The following is a 17,374-nucleotide window of genomic DNA, read 5'->3' as shown; positions in this document are numbered from 1 at the left end:
CAGTGCTGGCAGTTGGCATAGATATTGATGCAAGCCTGGCTAATGCGTGCATTGTCCATACCCAGGCGGTTGCAGGAGAGAACATGATCAGCGAACAGACACTCGAACAATTAACGACGGCGATTGCAAACCATGGGCTGGGAGACAACGCGATCAGCCAGCTGCGACAGGCGTTCGCCGGGGTGCGGTTGACGTTCTGCCTGCTGGACGAGATGGAGGCCAGTCTGCCGTTTCGGGAGTATGAGGGGTTCAGCCTGTTTTTGGTCGGCGCCAGTGACCACTGCCTCGGCCTGACGCGTCATCTGGAAAAAGCCGTCGGTGTGGTGATTGCCGCAGCGTGAGTCTCATCGCATGCTGCGGTAATTTGAGTCTGCAGCTGTGGTTTACGGGACTTGAACGCTTGTAACCGACCTTGACTGCGCAGCGAGTCTCGATACGCCGTATCGGGGCCGATGGCGTATTCATCTTGCAGGCTCATGCTCTGGATCGACATATCACTATGGATCTGAATGCCGCTCGCTGCAGACGTGCTGCGTGCCGAGGCGGCGCGCGAGGCCCCAAGAGGGCATCGACGAGGCGCAGGCCAAAGTGCGAATCGTGCCGCTGATGGTGTTGCGTGTGCACATCACTCGTTCATCCTGGCATGCTACAGTGGCGAAGAGATCAACGCGACAGGGCACAGCGAATGAGTAGATACAATGAGTACGGACAGCCGGTCGGAGAGGCCGTGAGCGGTTGGTCGCGACGTGCGTTGCCGGAGAGACGAACGTTCCTGGGTGCCTATTGCATGCTGGAGCCCCTGGATGCGTCACAACATGCCGCAAGCTTGTTTTCGGCTTTCTCCCAGGCTGCCGATGGCCGCGACTGGACCTATCTGCCGGTTGGTCCTTTTCCCGACCTGGCAGCCTACCGGGACTATCTGGCCGCCGCGGCCAGCAGCCAGGATCCCGGGCACTATGCGGTTATCGACCTGGCGTCCGGTGATGCGATAGGAACGCTGGCGTTGATGCGAATGGATCCTGGTTCCGGGGTGATTGAGGTCGGACATGTCACCTTTTCGCCCCGTTTGCAGCAGACCCGGCTTGCCACGGAGGCGCATTTTTTATTGATGCGCTACGTGTTTGATGAATTGCGTTATCGTCGTTACGAGTGGAAGTGTGACGCCCTCAATGCACCGTCCCGGCAAGCTGCCTTGCGCCTTGGCTTTCAATTTGAAGGGATATTCAGGCAAGCGCTGGTATACAAACAGCGGACCCGGGATACCGCCTGGTTTTCGGTGATCGATAGCGATTGGCCACTGTTGCGGGCGGGTTTTGCGCGTTGGTTATGCCAAGATAATTTCACGGCGCAGGGCCAGCAGCGCTGTACGTTGGCCGCCTGTCGCGCACCGTCTGCAGGCTAGCCTCTGGTTATGTTGTCCAGGGTCCAAGGGGTTCTAAGGGACTGGTCAGGCGGGTAGGTCCGTTTGCCCGAGACGGCATGCTGATAAACGCGCCCAGGCTGCGAGCGCTAACACGTCGCGACCTCGGCGATTTCACGCCTGACCTGGCGATAAAGAGCACAACCGGCCACCAGACCACACGTCGCCAGCAGATACCAAATCCACTGGGGCGGCGTGGTACCCGAAGCGCCGAGACAAAGACCGAGCAGCACATTACTCAGCAAGGCGACCACGCCCCCCACACTGGCATAAAACCCGTAGTGGCTGGCCAACAAGCCGGGAGCTGCATAGTGCGGCAGGCGTGCTGAGAACAGCGGATAGCACAGAATAGAGCCCAGAGAAAAGAGCACCGCCTGGCTCAGGACGGCCAGGACGGGCCACGCAGCCAACCAACTGAGCAGCAGATAACTGCAACCCATACAGGCCAGCCCCAATCCCATGCCTCGGGCTACTCCTAAACTCCGTTGTACCCAGAGGCTGGCGGGTAGCTGCAGCAGGACACCGATCAGGGCGGTGACGGTAAAGACGCTGCCTAACAGGGTGGCAGTTTGCTGCTGGCTGTGAATATATGCCGGTATGGATAGATAGAGCTGATGAAACAGCACGCCATAGGCGGCGGAGAAGATCGTAAAGCATAAAAAAGCGCGATTGCGAAGAATGGTGCGCCACTGCTGCCAGACCCTCTCGCGAGAGTGAGAAACCGCTGTGTGATGAGGTGGCAGATAGCGCCACTGCAACCCGGTCAGCAGTAAAAACACGCCACCGGACACCCAGCCCGTGAGTGCATAACTGGATTGCGTCAGCCATAAGCCAAGTAGCGGACCGAGCAGCATGCCTGCCTCGCTGGCCAGATTGTGCAACGCAAACGCCTGTTGTCGCTGGGTCGGATGCGGGCATTCCTCAGCCAGATAAGCCTGGGCACAGGGCGTAAAAAGGGCTCCGGCAAATCCGGTCAGGAAGGCCGCCAGCAGTAAAACGGGCAGTTGCTCGGCCCAGCCCAGCAGTGCAAATCCGCCCGAGCGGATCAGACAGCCGCCGATGATGGCTGCCCGATACCCCAGGCGATCACCGAGGGTTCCTCCCAGCAAAAACAAGCCTTGCTGGCTGAACACGCGCATCCCCATGACCAGGCCGACCGCCCAGCCAGCCAGTTCCAGACCGCTGCCCAGATGATGAGCCAGGTAGGGCATCATCATGTAGAAGCCCAGATTGAAGGCCAGGGCATTGATAACCAGCAGACGAGCCGCACGACTCAGCCCGCACCAGCTCTCCCAGCCGGCATGCAGGATCTTGATGACCATCGGCTTCAGCTCGCTCGCCGTAGAGTCCGAATGTAAGGCAAGCCTGCAGCATCATGGTGGATCTGCACCGGTACCTGGTACAGCTGACTGATCAACGCTTCGGTGAGCACCTCGGAAGGGGGCCCCATGGCTTGCAGGCGACCATCGGCAAGGACGATCAGCTCATCGGCAAATTGAGCCGCCAGATTCAGATCATGCAACACCACCAGGCTAATCCAGTTTCGCTGACGAGTTTGATGGTGCAGATGTTCCATCAGTTGCATCTGGTGCTGCAAATCCAGTGCACTGACCGGCTCATCCAGCAGCATGATCTGCGGCTCCCGCAGCAGGACCTGAGCGAACAGTACCATCTGACGCTGTCCGCCACTCAGGGTGCTCATCGGACGATCCGCCAGATGCGCCATCCCCAAACTTTGGAGTGCCGTCATGGCGGCGCGCAGATCATCATCGCTCAAGCGTAATTTGAGACTTTGCAACCGCCCCAGGACCACCACTTCCAGCACACTCAGCTCGAGCTCCAGCTGGTTATTTTGTGGCATATAGCCAAACTGTTGTCGCCACCGGTTGGCCCCCAGGTCGGCAAGGGTGTGGCCATTAAAGCGGATCGTGCCCTCCTGCAGCGGTAATTCACCGAACAAGGCCCGCAACAAGCTGGTCTTGCCGGTACCGTTGGGGCCGATAATCACATGCAGCCGCCCGGGAGAGAGCTGCATACAAAGGTCGCGGGACAGTAGCTGTTTCCCCAGGGCAACCGCGACATGGCTGAATTCAAGCATGCTTGCGTCCCCGTCCCAAAATCAACCAAATAAAAAACGGCACGCCGATGATGGCGGTCACGATGCCGATCGGGAACAGGGCCCCTGGCACAATGGATTTGGATATCACTGAAGACATCGACAACATAGCGGCGCCACAAAGTGCAGAGAGCGGGATCAGAAAGCGCTGGTCTTCGCCGATCAACATGCGGCCAATATGCGGTGCAACCAGACCGATAAATCCGATGATGCCGACAAAACTGATGGCGGTTGCCGTCATCAGCGCTACCAGCACCAGCGTCTTGATCCGTAACGCGTTGATGTTGACTCCCAAGCTGCGCGCGCGGGCCTCACCCAGACGTAAACAGGTCAACTTCCAGGCATCACGATACAGCAGCACGCTACACACCAGTGTGATGACGAACGTGATGGTCAAGGAGTCCCATGTGGTCCGCATCAGACTGCCAAACAACCAAAATACGATCTGCTGATTGAGCTCCGGCGAAGAGACAAACTGCAGCAACGAGAGCAAGGACTGGAACAGGAACAGGAGGGCGATCCCCGCCAGTATGATGGTCTGACTGTTGACATGGCGCATCAGTGCCAATCCGAACAACATCGAGGCAGCCAGCATACTGAACAAAAATGCCCCTAGCGGAATACTCAGCAGAGACTCCAGACCGAATAGACTATTCACCACCAACGCCAGCGCTGCGCCAAAGCCCGCGGCCGCGGCGATGCCGAGCGTAAAGGGGCTGGCCAGCGGGTTATCCAGCAAGGTTTGCATCTGGGCGCCGCCCAATCCCAGAGCGGCTCCGACGACCAGTGCCATCAGCGCAATGGGCAGGCGCATCTCGAACACAATGGTTCGGGTCATGGCGTCGGTGTTGGCGGGTGACCATAAGGTGTGCACCACATCGAGCAACGGCAACCGGGACGGACCGGTTGCGATATCTAACAACAGGGTGATCACAATCAGCACGATAAACGCAGCCAGAAAACGCCAACGACGGGCCTCGCGCTGACGTTGCTGAACCAGCGCCTGTTCCAGCATTGCCACCTCAGCCATGACAAACTCTCCAACTCACGACATTAACCTCGACAGATAAACAAGCCCGAGAAACCCGACGCGACCATGCCGAGCGCGTCCTGGAGCCGCATGTCATCGGGTAGGCAGATTGGGATTGATATTCTCAGCGTCTTGTGAGAATCATTATAATGATAACTATTATCTACATCTTTAGCACTCCTTTGAGGACGTTATGCCCCTGAAAAACGCAATAATTAAAGTCACTTCGCTGTTAACTCTCTGTCTTTGCTCCTGTCTGGCTTTGGCCAAACCCACGATCATTGAAGATGTGCTGGGGCGAAAAGTCAGCGTCGAAACACCGGCCAAACGTGTATTGCTCGGTTTTTATATCGAAGACTATTTTGCTGTCGGTGGTGATGAGGCTTTCGATCATTTGGCGGGGATCTCCAGCGGTTGGTTTATCAAATCGCGGCCTGCCATCTGGAATATGTATCTGGCCAGCAAGCCGCAGCTGGCCCGGGTGCCGGATGTCGGTAATGTGCAGGATCAGACCTTCTCGATAGAAAAGGTGCTGGCCAGCAAACCGGATGTGGTGCTACTGGCTGATTGGCAATTCAAGGCGCTGGGGTCCGAATTAGGGCGACTGGAGCAGGCCGGCATTCCGGTTGTGGTTATTGACTACAATGCGCAGACCCTGCAACGCCATGTGGCCAGTACGCGGATCCTGGGCCAACTGACGGCCAAACCCGAACGCGCCGAACAGATAGCCAGGGCGTATGAGCAAGTCGTCACCACCATTCGCGAACGCGTGGCCGCGGCTCATGTTGCCAAACCCAAGATCTACATCGAACTGGGAGATAAGGGGCCGTCAGAATACAGTTACACCTACGGTAAAAATATGTGGGGCGCGATGGCGGAATTGGTAGGTGGCGACAACATTGCCGCGCCATTTGTCGAGAGTTGGGGCACCATCCACCCGGAGCAACTCCTGGCCAGCAAACCCGATGTCATCCTGATGGCCGGCTATGAAAGTGTGGTCAGCCCTCAGGCCATGCAAGTGGGTCAGGACATTGCTGCCGATAATGTGCTGCGTCGTCTGAAAGGTTTCACGCAGCGCGCCGGTTGGTCCAACTTGCCTGCCGTGAAGAATCACCGCGTGTATGCCGTCTACCATGGCGCCACCCGCAGCATTATGGATGCGGCCTTGATGCAGTTTATGGCCAAGGCGCTGTATCCCGATCTGTTTGCCGATCTGGATCCCTTGGCGACTTACCTGAATTTTTATCAGCAATATCTACCGATTCGCCCACAAGGGACCTTCATGTTAGGGATAGAGCCAACCGCCTCCTGAGTCTGCAAATCGATGGCATCCGGTCAATGCCGTACCCTTCATGGCGGTACGGCTATATAGAGCGATTTAACCGGATGGTCTGCTATGACTGGCTGGGCCATTTCTATCCTAATAGAGCAACGAGGTGCAGGAATACTCAATCGCCTGGATGTGGACAGATAATCACGAACGCCTGAATATTGGGCTGGGTGGGATCACGCAAAAACAAAAACTGACTGTATAGAGCTAGTGATCACCTTACACCGGGCTCCCGGTGTAAGGGATAGCTGCGTCCGGCTTTCAAACCGGACGCAGGTTCGGGGAGTTTTCAACGCTCAGTGTGCGGGGCTGTCTTCTTCAAGCACTCTCTGCTGCTGGTTCATTGAGGAGGCGGGCTGCGGATCCGGGGACGCGGATGAGCGCCATGCCTGGAGCCGCTGCTGCAGAGCCATGACCACCACGAAAAAGACCGGCACAAAGAAGATCGCCAGCAGGGTGGCACTCACCATACCGCCAAATACGCCGGTGCCGATGGCGTGCTGGGTTTCAGCACTGGCACCCGTCGCCAGCATCAGCGGAATAACGCCCAGGCCAAAGGCCAGCGAAGTCATCAGGATCGGCCGCAAGCGCAAACGCGAGGCCTCGACGGCGGCCGATATCAGCGTGTGTCCCCGTTCATGCAGTTGCTTGGCAAACTCGACAATCAGGATCGCATTCTTGGCGGACAGGCCGATGACCGTGATCATGCCTACCTTGAAAAACACATCATTCGGCAGATCCCGCAGCAAGACCGCCAGCACGGCACCGAGCAGGCCCAAGGGCACAACCAGCATCACAGCTAAGGGGATGGACCAGCTTTCATACAGCGCGGCCAACACCAAAAATACCACCCCCATCGACAATGCCATCAGCCAGGGCGCTTGCGCTGCTGCACTGCGCTCCTGCAAGGATTGCCCGGTCCAGTCGATGGTGAAGCCTTTGGGCAACTGTTCGGCCAGACGCTCCATCTCTGCCATGGCCTCCCCACTGGTGACGCCCTCCGCGGCCTGACCCGAGATCAAAACGGCGGGGTAGCCCTGATAGCGCATCAGCTGCAAAGGGCCATCTTGCCAGCGGGGGATCACCACCTCGGACAAGGGCACCATGCCGCCGTTCAGGTTGCGTACATAGAGCTTCAACACATCTTCCAGCTGCATGCGTGCCGAAGCATCGGCTTGCATGATCACCTGCTGCATCCGGCCGGCGTTGGGAAAGTCATTGATATAGAGGGATCCCATCGCCGTGGAGAGGGTATCGCTGATGCTGGTAAAGGAAACCCCGAGGGCCTCGGCCTTTTGGCGATCGATCGCCAGATGAATGGTGGTTCCGGGTGGCAAGCCAGCCGTCATGACCTCCGACAGGTGCGGGTTTTCTGCGGCGAGGGCCAGCAAACGCGCCTCCGCCGCCTTCAGTGCCGCATATCCCCGATTGGCTCTGTCCTGCAGATAGAAGGTAAAGCCGGAATGGGTACCCAGCTCGTCAATGGAGGGCGGCATCTGGTTCATCACTTGTCCCTCGGGCGCACTCGCCATGGCCGCGTCGGCCAGCGCGACTTCCTGCCGGGTGGAGGAGCTGCCTCGTTCGGCGTTCGGTTTGAGCGTGGTGAAGGCCTGGGCTGTGTTGGTGCCAGATCCCGAGAAGCCGAAGCCAACCACCGCCATGGTGGAGTCGATGGCCGGACGGGACAACACATGCTGCTCAAATTGTTTGACGATGGCCAGCGTGCGCTCCGCCGTTGCCTCGGCGGGCAGCTGGATGCTGGTGACAAAGTAGCCCTGATCCTCCTCCGGTAAAAAGGCGGAGGGCAGTTGCCGGAATGCCAGCACCAGCACCAGGGACAGCAGGCCAAACACCAGCATGACGCGACCGGCGCGCCCCAGCAGGGTCTGGACGCTCTGGCCATAGCCTTCGGTCATCCGCTCCACACCACGGTTGAACCGCCCCCAAATTCCCTGGCCGGAGCCGTGGGGCCGCAGCACAGGTTTGAGCAGGGTGGCACACAGGGCTGGGGTCAGCGTCAGGGCCAGGAAGGCCGAGAACAGAATGGAGACCGCCATCGACAGGGTGAATTGTCGATAGATCACGCCCACCGAATCACTGGCCAATGCCATGGGAATAAACACCGCGGTCAATACCAGCGTGATGCCGATGATGGCGCCGGTGATCTCCTGCATCGCTTTGGCGGTGGCGGCCTTGGGGGATAAACCCTCCCGGGCCATCAACCGCTCGACGTTTTCCACCACCACGATGGCATCATCGACGATGATGCCGATAGCCAGCACCATGCCGAACATGGTCAGCACATTGATGGAGAATCCGCTCACCAGCATGATGCTGAAGGTGCCCAGCAAGGCGATAGGCACCACTATGGCCGGGATCAGGGTATAGCGCACATCCTGCAAGAACAGATACATCACCAGAAATACCAGCGCCATGGCCTCGAGCAGGGTGTAGAGCACCTTCTCTATGGAGACTTTGACATAGGGTGCGGTATTGAACGGGATCGAGTAGCTCATTCCTGCGGGCAAACTGAGGCTTAACTCGTCGAGCCGGGTGGCAATCTTGTCGGCGGTGATGACGGCATTGGTGCCCGGTGCCAGCTGAATCGCCGCTGCCGTTGCATTCTTGCCGTTTTCGCGGTTGATAAAGCCATAGGACTGGGCACCGAGCTCTACTCGTGCCACATCGCCCAACACGACTTTGGCGCCGTCAGTCGTCGCCCGCAGCACGATATTGGCAAACTCCTCGACGCGGCTTAGCTGTCCCTCGATGGTCAGCGGGATCGTGATCGTCTGTCCGGCCAGCGTGGGGGCGGCGCCGATGCTGCCAGGGGCTATCTGGATGTTTTGCTGGCTAATGGCCGATGAGAGGTCGTTCATGGTCAGACCGTATGCCAGCAGCTTGGTGGGATCGACCCAGATCCGCATCGCTTTTTCCGCACCGAACATCTGGATCCTGCCGACACCCTCCACCCGCCGTAACTCGTCGACCACATTGCGCACCATGTAGTCGCTCAACTCGGTCTCATCAAATTGTCCGCTTTCCGATTTAAGGCCGACGATCATTAAAAATCCGGAGGAGGCGGATTCCACGGTCAGCCCGCTCTGCCGGACGGCCTGAGGCAGGCGCGATTCAACAGCCTTGAGTTGATTCTGGATATCCACCTGGGCCAAATCCGCATTGGTTCCCGGCTTGAAGGTGGCAGTGATGGTCGCCGAGCCCGAAGTATCCGCCGAGGATTCGAAATAGAGCAGATCCTTGACGTTGGACAACTCGCGCTCAATCAGCCCAAGAACGCTGTCGTTCATGGTTTGCGGTGTCGCCCCCGGGTACGTGGCATAGATGCTGACCGAGGTGGGCGCGACCGAGGGGTAGCGGGCGATCGGCAACTTCGGGATAGCCAGGATCCCGAACAGCACGATAAACAGCGCGATAACCCAGGCAAAAACCGGACGTTGAATAAAAAAGTGTGGCATGCAGGGATCCTCTGGCGGCTAGTGGGGGAGCGAGCTGGCGTTGGTGGGCGTCCAGTCCTGCACGGCAACCAGCTGATCTTCGCTCAGCCGCTCCATGCCTGCGACAACGATGCGCTCGCCTGCCCGAAGGCCTGCGCTGACCCGATAGTGCTGAGCCACCAGCTCGGCAAGGGTGATGGCGCGACGATTAACCTTGCGCTGCGCCGAAATAGTCCACACATAGGCTTTGCCTTCGCTGCGGACCACAGCCTGCTGGGGAATGGTCAGGGCATGGGGGTAACGGGCTTGCGGCACCCGTGCTCGCAAAAACATGCCGGGCAGGAATCGCCGCTGCGAGTTATCGACCAGAATGCGCAACAGCACGTCGCCGGTGCCGGGATCGACGCTGACCCCCGAGAACAGGATGCGGCCGGATTCGGGGTAGGGCTGGCCATTGCTGCGCAGCAGCGCCACGGGCAGACCGCTCTGATCTTGAGCCTGAGCCTGAGCCTGAGCCTGAGCCTGAGCCTGAGCCTGAGCCTGAGCCTGAGCCTGAGCCTGAGCCAGGGCTTCGCGCAAGGTATCCAGGGAGGAGGCCGGGCGGCGGACATCGACATAGACCTGGTCGATCTGCTGGATCCGCGCCAGAGGCGAGCTATCGCTGCTGCTGACCAGGGCGCCTTCGGAGATCAGGCTCTGATCGATCCGTCCGGAAATGGGCGCCACCACAGTGGCAAACTGCAGATCCAGCAGTCGCCGGTCCAGATTGGCTCGGGCCTGGGCCACATCGGCGGCGGCCTGATCCCGGGTCGAGACCGCATCATCGTAATGCTGCTGACTGATTGTCTCGGTCCGTAATAGCGGCTCAAGTCGTTTGACCTGTAAACGCTCGCGCACCAGGGTCGCTTCGGCGCGCTTGAGGGCGGCCGCGGCGGAATCCACCTCGATCTGGAACGGGCGGGGGTTGATTTGAAACAGTGGCTCGCCGGCGGTCACTTCACTGCCCTGCTCGAACAGCCGCTTCTGCACTATGCCGCTGACCTGGGGCCGGATCTCGGCTGCGCGGATGGCCGTCACCCGTCCTTGTAATTCCTCCGTGACATCGAGTGCCACCGGGGCCAGTGTCAGGGCGGATACCCGGGGCGTCGCCTCGACGGTAACGGCATCATGGGGGCGACAGCCCGCCAGCAGCACCAGCAGAAACAAGTAGCGGCTCGGGGTATAGCGTGGTCTGGTTTTCATGCGATCTCCTGAAGTGAGACCCGACGACGATGGATGCCTGGATCTACTCCGCGAGTCTAAATGTCGAAATTGGGGTTTCTGCTGCGCTACTATGGAGATCTGATGGAGATTAAAAAAATGCCTCACGTTGCGGATCCCCCGTTGCAAACCCCCGTGCCGCCCCTTCAGCCGCTGATCCTGATTGCCGAGGATGAGCCGGAGATTGCCGACATCCTGGTGGCTTACCTGGCCCGGGATGGACTCAGGACCGTCCAGGCGGCAGATGGTCAGCGGGCACTGGATCTGCACCTGCAACTCAAACCGGATCTGGTATTGCTGGATGTGCAGATGCCGAAGCTCGATGGCTGGCGCGTGTTATCCGAACTGCGTCATCGCGGCGAGACACCGGTCATCATGCTGACCGCCATGGATCAGGATATCGACAAGCTGACCGGGCTGCGGATTGGTGCCGATGACTATGTGGTGAAACCCTTTAACCCTGCCGAGGTGGTGGCCCGGGTGCGGGCCGTGTTGCGTCGGGCCGGCAACCAGTCTCTCCGTCAGGCCCACTCGGTATTACGCGTACCGCCATTTCACATCGATCTGGACTCCCACGAGGTCAGCGTTCAGGTCAACGCCAGCGATCGCCCGCTGGCGCTGACCCTGACCGAGTTCCGGCTGCTGGCCCAACTGGCCCGGGCGCCCAGACGGGTTTTCAGCCGTGCCGAGCTGCTGGCCACCTGTTTACCCGAGGGGGATGCACTGGAGCGCACCGTGGATAGCCATATCAGCAAGCTGCGCAAAAAGCTCGAAGCGCTGGATATTCACGGCATTCCGGTCGTGGTGCGCGGCGTGGGCTATCGGTTGCAGGGGGCAGAATGAAGCTGGAAGGGCTCAGTCGTCAGATCGCATTATCGATGATTCTCATCGCCGCGGGCACCGCGCTGTTGGCGATCCTGGGATCCTTCCTGTTCTATTATCTCTGGGACGTCTACTGGCCGAGTCAGGTGCCGAACGAGGTCGGGCTGGCCCCCTCCTGGCCGGAATGGGCGTGGATTGCCGCGACGGTTCTGACAGCGATGGCGCTGGCTATGGGGGTTGCGGTCAAACTGGCGCGGCGAATTCTGCAGCCGCTGAATTCAGTCGCCGAAGGGCTCCGCTGCATGGCGCGCGGGGATCTGGAAGTACGGGCGATCGCCGCTGACCCCTCGTTGGGGGAGGCGGCACATCTGGTGGATGACTTTAATACCCTGGCGGACAAACTGCGGCAGATGAGTGAGGAGCAGGTGTTCTGGAATGCGGCGATCGCCCATGAGCTGCGCACGCCTGTGACCATCTTGCGCGGGCGATTGCAGGGGCTGGCGGATGGGGTGTTTGCTCCCGAGCCGGCGCTGTTTCATCGCTTGCTGGATCAAGTGGAAGGGTTGGCGCGCCTGCTGGAAGACTTGCGGGTAGTGAGTCTCGCGGAGAGTGGCCACCTGCGGTTGCAGTGGCAGAGCGTGGATCTGGCCGCCGAGATCCGGGATGTCGTCGAGCTCTGTGCGCCCATGCTGCAACAGGCACAGCAATCCGTAGAGCTGGAACTGATGGCTGGTCCTGTGCGCTGCGATCCCGCCCGGATCCGGCAGGCGCTTCTGGCGTTATTGGAAAATGCCCGCTGTTATGCGCTGCCCGGGGTGATCCGGGTCCGCAGTGCGCTGCGGGATGGACACTATCATCTGTGTGTCGAGGATCAGGGCCCGGGCGTTCCCCCCGAGCTGGTGACGCATATCTTTACCGCCTTTCGTCGGGCTGCCGATGATAAAACGGCAGGCAGTGGCCTGGGATTGGCGGTGGTCGCTGCCATCGCCAGCGCCCACCACGGCAGCGCCCGCTGCTACCCAGCGCCGAGCGGCGGTAGCGTCTTCGAACTCTGCTGGCCCGTTCAGGGCACGGCGGGCCAGCATTAGTTTCTACTAGTGATTCGCCGGATTAAATGTTGCCATAGCCCGATATAAATCATCGGGAGTATCGTCATATAAAATATTCAATTCTCTGTTTTAGATATTAATTGCGGATCCTATTTAAAGCCAAACGAGACCGCTGTATGGCTTTATTTTCAACGACGCTAGTCGGCTTTGAAGTGAGCCAGCATGGATTTCTAATTTATGCCCATCAGGATCCAGGATATAGAGTGACTGCCCCTCGCTCTTATTTTCTTTCCAAACTTCGACACCTGATGAAGTGACGCGTTTTGCAAAGGCTTCAAACTCGTCTGGTGCTATATCAAAGGGGATATGGGTATAGTCGCTTTTGGGGCAGGGAGCATCGACAGAAAGACAAAACCAGAGCTCGCCAACCGATAAATAGGCCCCATTGTCCCACTTAACATGAGCCGTAAACCCTAGAATATCTCGATAGAAGTGAAGAGATCGCTCGACATCACTGACAGCAATGGTTATATGATTCAAACCTAAGATCACCATTTTCTCCATTCAACATAACATTATTAAATAACTGGGTTGCGCAGCGAAAAAATAGGGAGCAAGAGCAAGGCGCATTGGGCCAAGGATAATAGTGTTCATGATGTATTTCACTAATATAATTTGCTTTGCCAATAAATCATTATTATTTCTTTGTCGTGAGTTAACGGGAATAAACAGGTGTCTACTGGTTCACAGAGCCGTCAATAGTGTACAGATCTAAATAACCGTTTCGAAATGTAGATTATTTATCCAGGAAACAAGGCGGCACGGCGTCGATAGTGCGATCTGATTAGTCGCCAAATCATTCAAAGACAAACGCGCCGAGCCCGAAATGATACTAACACTCTCCAACCACGATGAGCGATGCCGGATCATCAACAAGATGCACCGGACCAAAGATAAAGATCTCTGCCGCAGGCTCAACGCTATCGTGCCCCTTGCTGACGGGCACAGTGTCTCGGCTGTGTCTCGGCTGTGTCTCGGCTGTCTCTCGGCTCAGTGCCGCCGCTGGTCATCGCTCAATCGCTGGGTGAACTGGTACAGCTTGTTGAACCAGATTGAGCGGCTGTGGCATGCCCTCAATGCAACGATCATCCGCAACCACCAATACCGCACCTTGGGTGAATTATTACGTCGCGTGTTTTACTGCCTGGACCATACCGTCCCGTTCCCCGGTAATGTTCCCCGGTAATGGACATGGGCTAATGCAACTGGAGCGAAATTAGGATCAGCTATTTAGCAACAGAGAGGTACAGGGAGGAGGATGGAGCCAAAAAGCACAAAGGGTTAGCCTCGTGAAGAAGCTAACCCTTTGTTTTAACTGGTGCCGGTAATAGGAGTCGAACCTACGACCTTCGCATTACGAATGCGCTGCTCTACCAACTGAGCTATACCGGCGCTGTGATGCCTATTTTGCCTTCTTTATCAGGCAGATCAATCCCCTAAGTGCGCTTTGTATCACGCTTGCCACTGTGAACTGGTGCGTTCGCTGGTTTTTTCGCCATTGATATCCGGGTATCTAAATCCGGTGCGTAAAATGCGTACAGCCTCAGCCTCAGCCTCAGCCTCAGGTTAGCGGCTGTGAACCGTGTCGTCCGCTGACCTGCATTCTGGCCGCCTGGCAGGGCGACTCACCCAGGGCGTCAACAGGCCAAGCAAACAGGTCCCGCACCTAGTATGGAAGAGACCTGATTCGTTGCTGCAAATGGCAAAGGATCGGGCTGTCATCATCGCTTCTCGCGTTGCCGAGCGTTATTGATATTAAATTAAAATAACGCTTTTATTGCATTAAAAAAACAATTCAAGAATGCAACCATTTGATTAATAAGTGCATGCCTAAGTTTTGTGGATGTTACGTATCCTGTTATAGTGCATAAAAGCTCAACTTAACCGGGAGAGAACCATGTATAACTTTTCTTTTCACAACCCGACCAGGATTCTGTTTGGCCAGGGGCAGATAGCGCAGATTGGCGATCTGATCCCCGCGGCAGCCCGTGTCTTGATTACGTTTGGAGGGGGAAGCGTCGTTCGGTTCGGCATTCTGGATGAAGTTAAGGCCGCATTGGGCGAGCGATTTTGTCTTGAATTCGGCGCTATTGAGCCCAATCCGAGTTATGAAACCTTGATGCCCGCCGTGGAGTTGATCCGTCGAAATAACATCGATTTTCTGTTGGCAGTGGGGGGCGGCTCGGTCATTGATGGCACTAAGTATCTGGCGGCGGCGGCCTGTTGGGTGGGGAGTGATCCCTGGGATATCCTGCTCGATGGGGGGGCCACCGTGCAAAAAGCGCTGCCATTTGGCACTGTGCTGACGCTGCCGGCAACGGGCTCCGAGATGAATTGTGGGGCGGTCATCAGCCGCAATGTCACGCGTGTGGCGCTCCCTGCGGCGAACGGTGCCAATGCCGGAGTATCGCTGATTACCAAGAGCCAGCATGACAAGTTGGTGTTTTCGTCACCACGGGTCTACCCGCAATTCTCGGTCCTGGATCCGAGCAAAACCTATACCCTGCCCGCACAGCAAACCGCCAATGGTATCGTTGATGCTTATGTGCATGTGCTCGAGCAGTACCTGACGTTTCCTGTGGATGCCAAGGTGCAGGACCGCTTTGCTGAAGGTGTCTTGCTGACCCTGAAAGAGGAGGGGCCGCGGGTCTTGGCGGAGCCGGAAAACTACGATGCCCGAGCCAATCTGATGTGGGCGGCGACCATGGCGCTGAATGGTCTGATTGGCTGTGGCGTACCGCAGGATTGGGCTACGCATATGCTCGGACACGAGGTGACAGCGTTGCATGGTCTTGATCATGCGCAAACACTGGCGGTGGTATTGCCGAGCCTGCTGGCGGCCCAGCGTGATGCCAAGCGGCAGAAGCTATTGCAATATGCGGCTCGTATTTGGGGGCTGACGGAAGGCGATGAACAGCGCCGTATCGATAGTGCCATCGCCTGCACTCGGGATTTTTTCGAATCCTTGGGAATGAAGACCCGCTTGAGCGACTATGGTATCGGCAGCGAGGCCCTGGATGCGCTGGTGGCCAAACTGGACCAACATGGCCGCTATCCGCTTGGCGAGCGTCAGGATATTACGCTAGAGCGGAGTCGTGCCATTCTTGCCGCCGCAATCTAGGCACTGTGTTGCATTCGCTGCTATGGTCATCACTAAGGTAGATAACAGGAGATCGACGATGAAGCGATGGCGATGTGAGGTCTGCGGTTATATCTATGATGAGGCGGTCGGTGATCCAGAAGAGGGTATTCCACCCGGTACCCTGTGGGATGATCTGCCTGAGGATTGGTCTTGTCCGGAGTGCGGGGTCGACAAAGAGGAATTCGTGGCCGAAGGGCACTGACATCACCTTGGCCCGGCCTGAATAGACAAAACCCCGGCGCGCCGGGGTTTTGATTTATTGGATTTTTTCTGTGTCACATCAGTGACTGGTGACGACCACATCGTCGGCCGTGTGCTGCGGCTCTTCAGCATGGCCTTCGGCGCCGTGCATCCAGTAGATCAGCTTGTTGGCAAAAGCCAGCAGGATAGCTGCGCAGATGATTGCCGTGATGGCGATGCCACCAAAGATGGCCATGGGGCCGGCTTCACCGACGAAGGAGCCGATCATGCCAGCAGCGTAGTTGGCCAGGGCGACGAAGCCAAACCAGGCACCCATCATCAGAGAGGCCAGGCGCAGCGGAGCCAGCTTGGTGACCATTGACAGGCCAATCGGCGACAGGCAGAGCTCACCCAGGGTATGGAACAAGAAGGCACCTACCAGCCAGAACATGGACGTCTTGACGCTAGTATCGCCGCCTTGTTCCAGTACTGCCCCGATCATGAACAGGAAGCCCAGCGCCAGGAAACCCAGACCCATGGCGAATTTCACCGGGGAGCTCGGCTCACGTTGACCCAACTTCACCCAAATTGCCGCCACAACCGGTGCCAGCGTAATGATGAAGAAGGGGTTCAAGGACTGGAACCAGGCGGTCGGTACTTCGAAGCTGCCGATCATGCGATCGGTATAGTTTTCGGTGTACAGGTTCATCAGACCACCGGCTTGTTCAAAGCCAGCCCAGAAGATGATCGTAAACAGACCCATCACCAGGATGACCTTGATGCGGTCAACTTCCTGCTTGGTCAACGGTGCTTTCTGCGTCGTGCTGCGCAGGGCGGCCGAGCGCTTGGCTGCCGGTACCTTGCCGATGTCGCCCAGATAACGTTGAGCAAAGAACGTCTGGATGACCAGCGAGAACAACATACCGATACCCGCAGCGACGAAGCCAGCTTGCCAGCCCCATTCGGTGGCGACGGCACCGGCGACGAAACCGGCCAGCAAGGCACCGAGGTTGATCCCCATGTAGAAAATGGTGAAGGCACCATCTCGACGATGATCACCCTGTTCATACAGGTCACCCACCATGGTGGAGATGTTGGGTTTGAACATACCGTTACCGGCGATCAGCAGGCCCAGACCGATGTAGAACACCTGATTGACCATATCCGGGAACATGGCGTGCGGCAGTGCCAGCGTGAACTGACCTGCGGCCATCATGATGGCACCAAGGATAATGGCACGGCGTTGGCCGAGGAAGGTGTCGGCTAACCAACCCCCGATCAGCGGCGTGATGTAGACCAGGCCGGTATAAATGCCGTACAGCTTGAGTGCATCGGCCTGGGTCCAGCCCAGACCACCGGCAGTGGTTTGGGCAGTCAGATAGAGCACCAACAGGGCACGCATGCCGTAGTAGGAGAATCTCTCCCATAGTTCGGTGCTAAATAGCAGGAACAACCCCTTGGGGTGGCCCCAAAGAGTGCCTTGTGCGCTTGGAGTCGCTTTTGACATGAA

The 17,374-nt window shown here is 57.8% G+C and carries 14 protein-coding genes, 1 tRNA gene and 1 pseudogene; 8 read left to right on the top strand and 8 right to left on the bottom strand.

The annotated features are described in order from the left end of the window. Window positions 1-83: 83 nt before the first annotated feature. Window positions 84-341: a hypothetical protein gene (locus ACFOSS_RS13975; RefSeq protein WP_377153545.1), complete on the top strand. Its 258-nt coding sequence runs from the start codon at window positions 84-86 to the stop codon at window positions 339-341. Window positions 342-685: 344 nt separating this feature from the next. Then, window positions 686-1,402, top strand: coding sequence for a GNAT family N-acetyltransferase (locus ACFOSS_RS13970; protein WP_377153543.1), 717 nt, complete (start codon window positions 686-688; stop codon window positions 1,400-1,402). Between the two features lie 107 nt (window positions 1,403-1,509). Here ACFOSS_RS13970 and ACFOSS_RS13965 read toward each other — a convergent pair whose 3' ends face one another. Genes ACFOSS_RS13965 through ACFOSS_RS13955 form a run of 3 tightly spaced genes read right to left on the bottom strand, consistent with a single transcriptional unit; the run spans window position 1,510 to window position 4,566 of the window. Then, window positions 1,510-2,742 (bottom strand): MFS transporter, encoded by a 1,233-nt coding sequence (locus tag ACFOSS_RS13965; RefSeq protein WP_377153541.1) that lies wholly within the window; start codon window positions 2,740-2,742, stop codon window positions 1,510-1,512. 5 nt (window positions 2,743-2,747) lie between these two features. Further along, on the bottom strand, window positions 2,748-3,518 hold the full coding sequence (locus tag ACFOSS_RS13960; RefSeq protein WP_377153539.1) for an ABC transporter ATP-binding protein: 771 nt from the start codon (window positions 3,516-3,518) through the stop codon (window positions 2,748-2,750). Then, the gene (locus ACFOSS_RS13955; protein WP_377153537.1) at window positions 3,511-4,566 is read right to left on the bottom strand and encodes a FecCD family ABC transporter permease; all 1,056 of its coding nucleotides are present in this window, start codon (window positions 4,564-4,566) and stop codon (window positions 3,511-3,513) included. The genes ACFOSS_RS13960 and ACFOSS_RS13955 overlap by 8 nt, the downstream gene beginning before the upstream one ends. Before the next feature lie 193 nt (window positions 4,567-4,759). Between ACFOSS_RS13955 and ACFOSS_RS13950 the strand changes: the two genes are divergently transcribed. Continuing rightward, on the top strand, window positions 4,760-5,878 hold the full coding sequence (locus tag ACFOSS_RS13950; RefSeq protein WP_377153535.1) for an ABC transporter substrate-binding protein: 1,119 nt from the start codon (window positions 4,760-4,762) through the stop codon (window positions 5,876-5,878). A gap of 314 nt (window positions 5,879-6,192) precedes the next feature. Here the strand turns inward: ACFOSS_RS13950 and ACFOSS_RS13945 are convergent, their stop codons facing one another. Together ACFOSS_RS13945 and ACFOSS_RS13940 are read right to left on the bottom strand one after the other, a co-directional pair. After that, window positions 6,193-9,372: a multidrug efflux RND transporter permease subunit gene (locus tag ACFOSS_RS13945; RefSeq protein ID WP_377153533.1), complete on the bottom strand. Its 3,180-nt coding sequence runs from the start codon at window positions 9,370-9,372 to the stop codon at window positions 6,193-6,195. An 18-nt stretch (window positions 9,373-9,390) separates the two neighbouring features. After that, on the bottom strand, window positions 9,391-10,593 hold the full coding sequence (locus ACFOSS_RS13940; protein WP_377153531.1) for an efflux RND transporter periplasmic adaptor subunit: 1,203 nt from the start codon (window positions 10,591-10,593) through the stop codon (window positions 9,391-9,393). Window positions 10,594-10,695: 102 nt separating this feature from the next. Here ACFOSS_RS13940 and ACFOSS_RS13935 point away from each other — a divergent pair, with 102 nt between their 5' ends. Together ACFOSS_RS13935 and ACFOSS_RS13930 are read left to right on the top strand one after the other, a co-directional pair. Then, window positions 10,696-11,454, top strand: coding sequence for a response regulator (locus tag ACFOSS_RS13935; protein WP_377153529.1), 759 nt, complete (start codon window positions 10,696-10,698; stop codon window positions 11,452-11,454). After that, the gene (locus ACFOSS_RS13930) at window positions 11,451-12,521 is read left to right on the top strand and encodes an ATP-binding protein (RefSeq protein ID WP_377153527.1); all 1,071 of its coding nucleotides are present in this window, start codon (window positions 11,451-11,453) and stop codon (window positions 12,519-12,521) included. The genes ACFOSS_RS13935 and ACFOSS_RS13930 overlap by 4 nt, the downstream gene beginning before the upstream one ends. 114 nt (window positions 12,522-12,635) lie before the next feature. On the opposite strand, the gene fos is transcribed toward ACFOSS_RS13930, so the two are convergent. Further along, on the bottom strand, window positions 12,636-13,034 hold the full coding sequence (fos, locus tag ACFOSS_RS13925) for a FosG/FosC2-related fosfomycin resistance glutathione transferase (protein ID WP_377153952.1): 399 nt from the start codon (window positions 13,032-13,034) through the stop codon (window positions 12,636-12,638). A gap of 334 nt (window positions 13,035-13,368) precedes the next feature. Here fos and ACFOSS_RS13920 point away from each other — a divergent pair. Continuing rightward, a pseudogene (locus tag ACFOSS_RS13920) lies at window positions 13,369-13,584 on the top strand (IS630 family transposase); the annotation flags it as partial. Between the two features lie 274 nt (window positions 13,585-13,858). Here the strand turns inward: ACFOSS_RS13920 and ACFOSS_RS13915 are convergent. Then, window positions 13,859-13,934: transfer RNA gene (locus tag ACFOSS_RS13915), tRNA-Thr, on the bottom strand. Between the two features lie 505 nt (window positions 13,935-14,439). Here ACFOSS_RS13915 and ACFOSS_RS13910 point away from each other — a divergent pair. Together ACFOSS_RS13910 and ACFOSS_RS13905 are read left to right on the top strand one after the other, a co-directional pair. Continuing rightward, window positions 14,440-15,663, top strand: coding sequence for an iron-containing alcohol dehydrogenase (locus ACFOSS_RS13910; RefSeq protein ID WP_377153525.1), 1,224 nt, complete (start codon window positions 14,440-14,442; stop codon window positions 15,661-15,663). 58 nt (window positions 15,664-15,721) lie between these two features. Then, window positions 15,722-15,886: a rubredoxin gene (locus ACFOSS_RS13905; protein WP_377153523.1), complete on the top strand. Its 165-nt coding sequence runs from the start codon at window positions 15,722-15,724 to the stop codon at window positions 15,884-15,886. 78 nt (window positions 15,887-15,964) lie between these two features. Here ACFOSS_RS13905 and ACFOSS_RS13900 read toward each other — a convergent pair whose 3' ends face one another. Next, window positions 15,965-17,371 carry a peptide MFS transporter gene (locus ACFOSS_RS13900; protein WP_377153521.1) on the bottom strand — a complete coding sequence of 469 codons (1,407 nt, stop codon included), beginning with the start codon at window positions 17,369-17,371 and terminating at the stop codon, window positions 15,965-15,967. Window positions 17,372-17,374 lie beyond the last annotated feature (3 nt).

This window comes from Pseudaeromonas sharmana, assembly GCF_042649925.1.
In the GTDB taxonomy this organism is placed as follows: Bacteria; Pseudomonadota; Gammaproteobacteria; order Enterobacterales; family Aeromonadaceae; genus Pseudaeromonas; species Pseudaeromonas sharmana.
The sequence above is the reverse complement of the archived record's forward strand: the minus strand, read 5'-3'. Positions and strand labels throughout refer to the sequence as shown.

Bases quoted from the DNA above. Each gene is read 5' to 3' on its own strand.
- ACFOSS_RS13975 (WP_377153545.1), top strand. From the start codon at position 84: ATGATCAGCGAACAGACACTCGAACAATTAACGACGGCGATTGCAAAC.
- ACFOSS_RS13960 (WP_377153539.1), bottom strand. From the start codon at position 3,518: ATGCTTGAATTCAGCCATGTCGCGGTTGCCCTGGGGAAACAGCTACTG.
- ACFOSS_RS13905 (WP_377153523.1), top strand. From the start codon at position 15,722: ATGAAGCGATGGCGATGTGAGGTCTGCGGTTATATCTATGATGAGGCG.
- ACFOSS_RS13945 (WP_377153533.1), bottom strand. From the start codon at position 9,372: ATGCCACACTTTTTTATTCAACGTCCGGTTTTTGCCTGGGTTATCGCG.
- ACFOSS_RS13930 (WP_377153527.1), top strand. From the start codon at position 11,451: ATGAAGCTGGAAGGGCTCAGTCGTCAGATCGCATTATCGATGATTCTC.
- ACFOSS_RS13910 (WP_377153525.1), top strand. From the start codon at position 14,440: ATGTATAACTTTTCTTTTCACAACCCGACCAGGATTCTGTTTGGCCAG.
- ACFOSS_RS13950 (WP_377153535.1), top strand. From the start codon at position 4,760: ATGCCCCTGAAAAACGCAATAATTAAAGTCACTTCGCTGTTAACTCTC.
- ACFOSS_RS13955 (WP_377153537.1), bottom strand. From the start codon at position 4,566: ATGGCTGAGGTGGCAATGCTGGAACAGGCGCTGGTTCAGCAACGTCAG.
- ACFOSS_RS13965 (WP_377153541.1), bottom strand. From the start codon at position 2,742: ATGGTCATCAAGATCCTGCATGCCGGCTGGGAGAGCTGGTGCGGGCTG.
- ACFOSS_RS13900 (WP_377153521.1), bottom strand. From the start codon at position 17,371: ATGTCAAAAGCGACTCCAAGCGCACAAGGCACTCTTTGGGGCCACCCC.
- ACFOSS_RS13940 (WP_377153531.1), bottom strand. From the start codon at position 10,593: ATGAAAACCAGACCACGCTATACCCCGAGCCGCTACTTGTTTCTGCTG.
- ACFOSS_RS13970 (WP_377153543.1), top strand. From the start codon at position 686: ATGAGTAGATACAATGAGTACGGACAGCCGGTCGGAGAGGCCGTGAGC.
- ACFOSS_RS13935 (WP_377153529.1), top strand. From the start codon at position 10,696: ATGGAGATTAAAAAAATGCCTCACGTTGCGGATCCCCCGTTGCAAACC.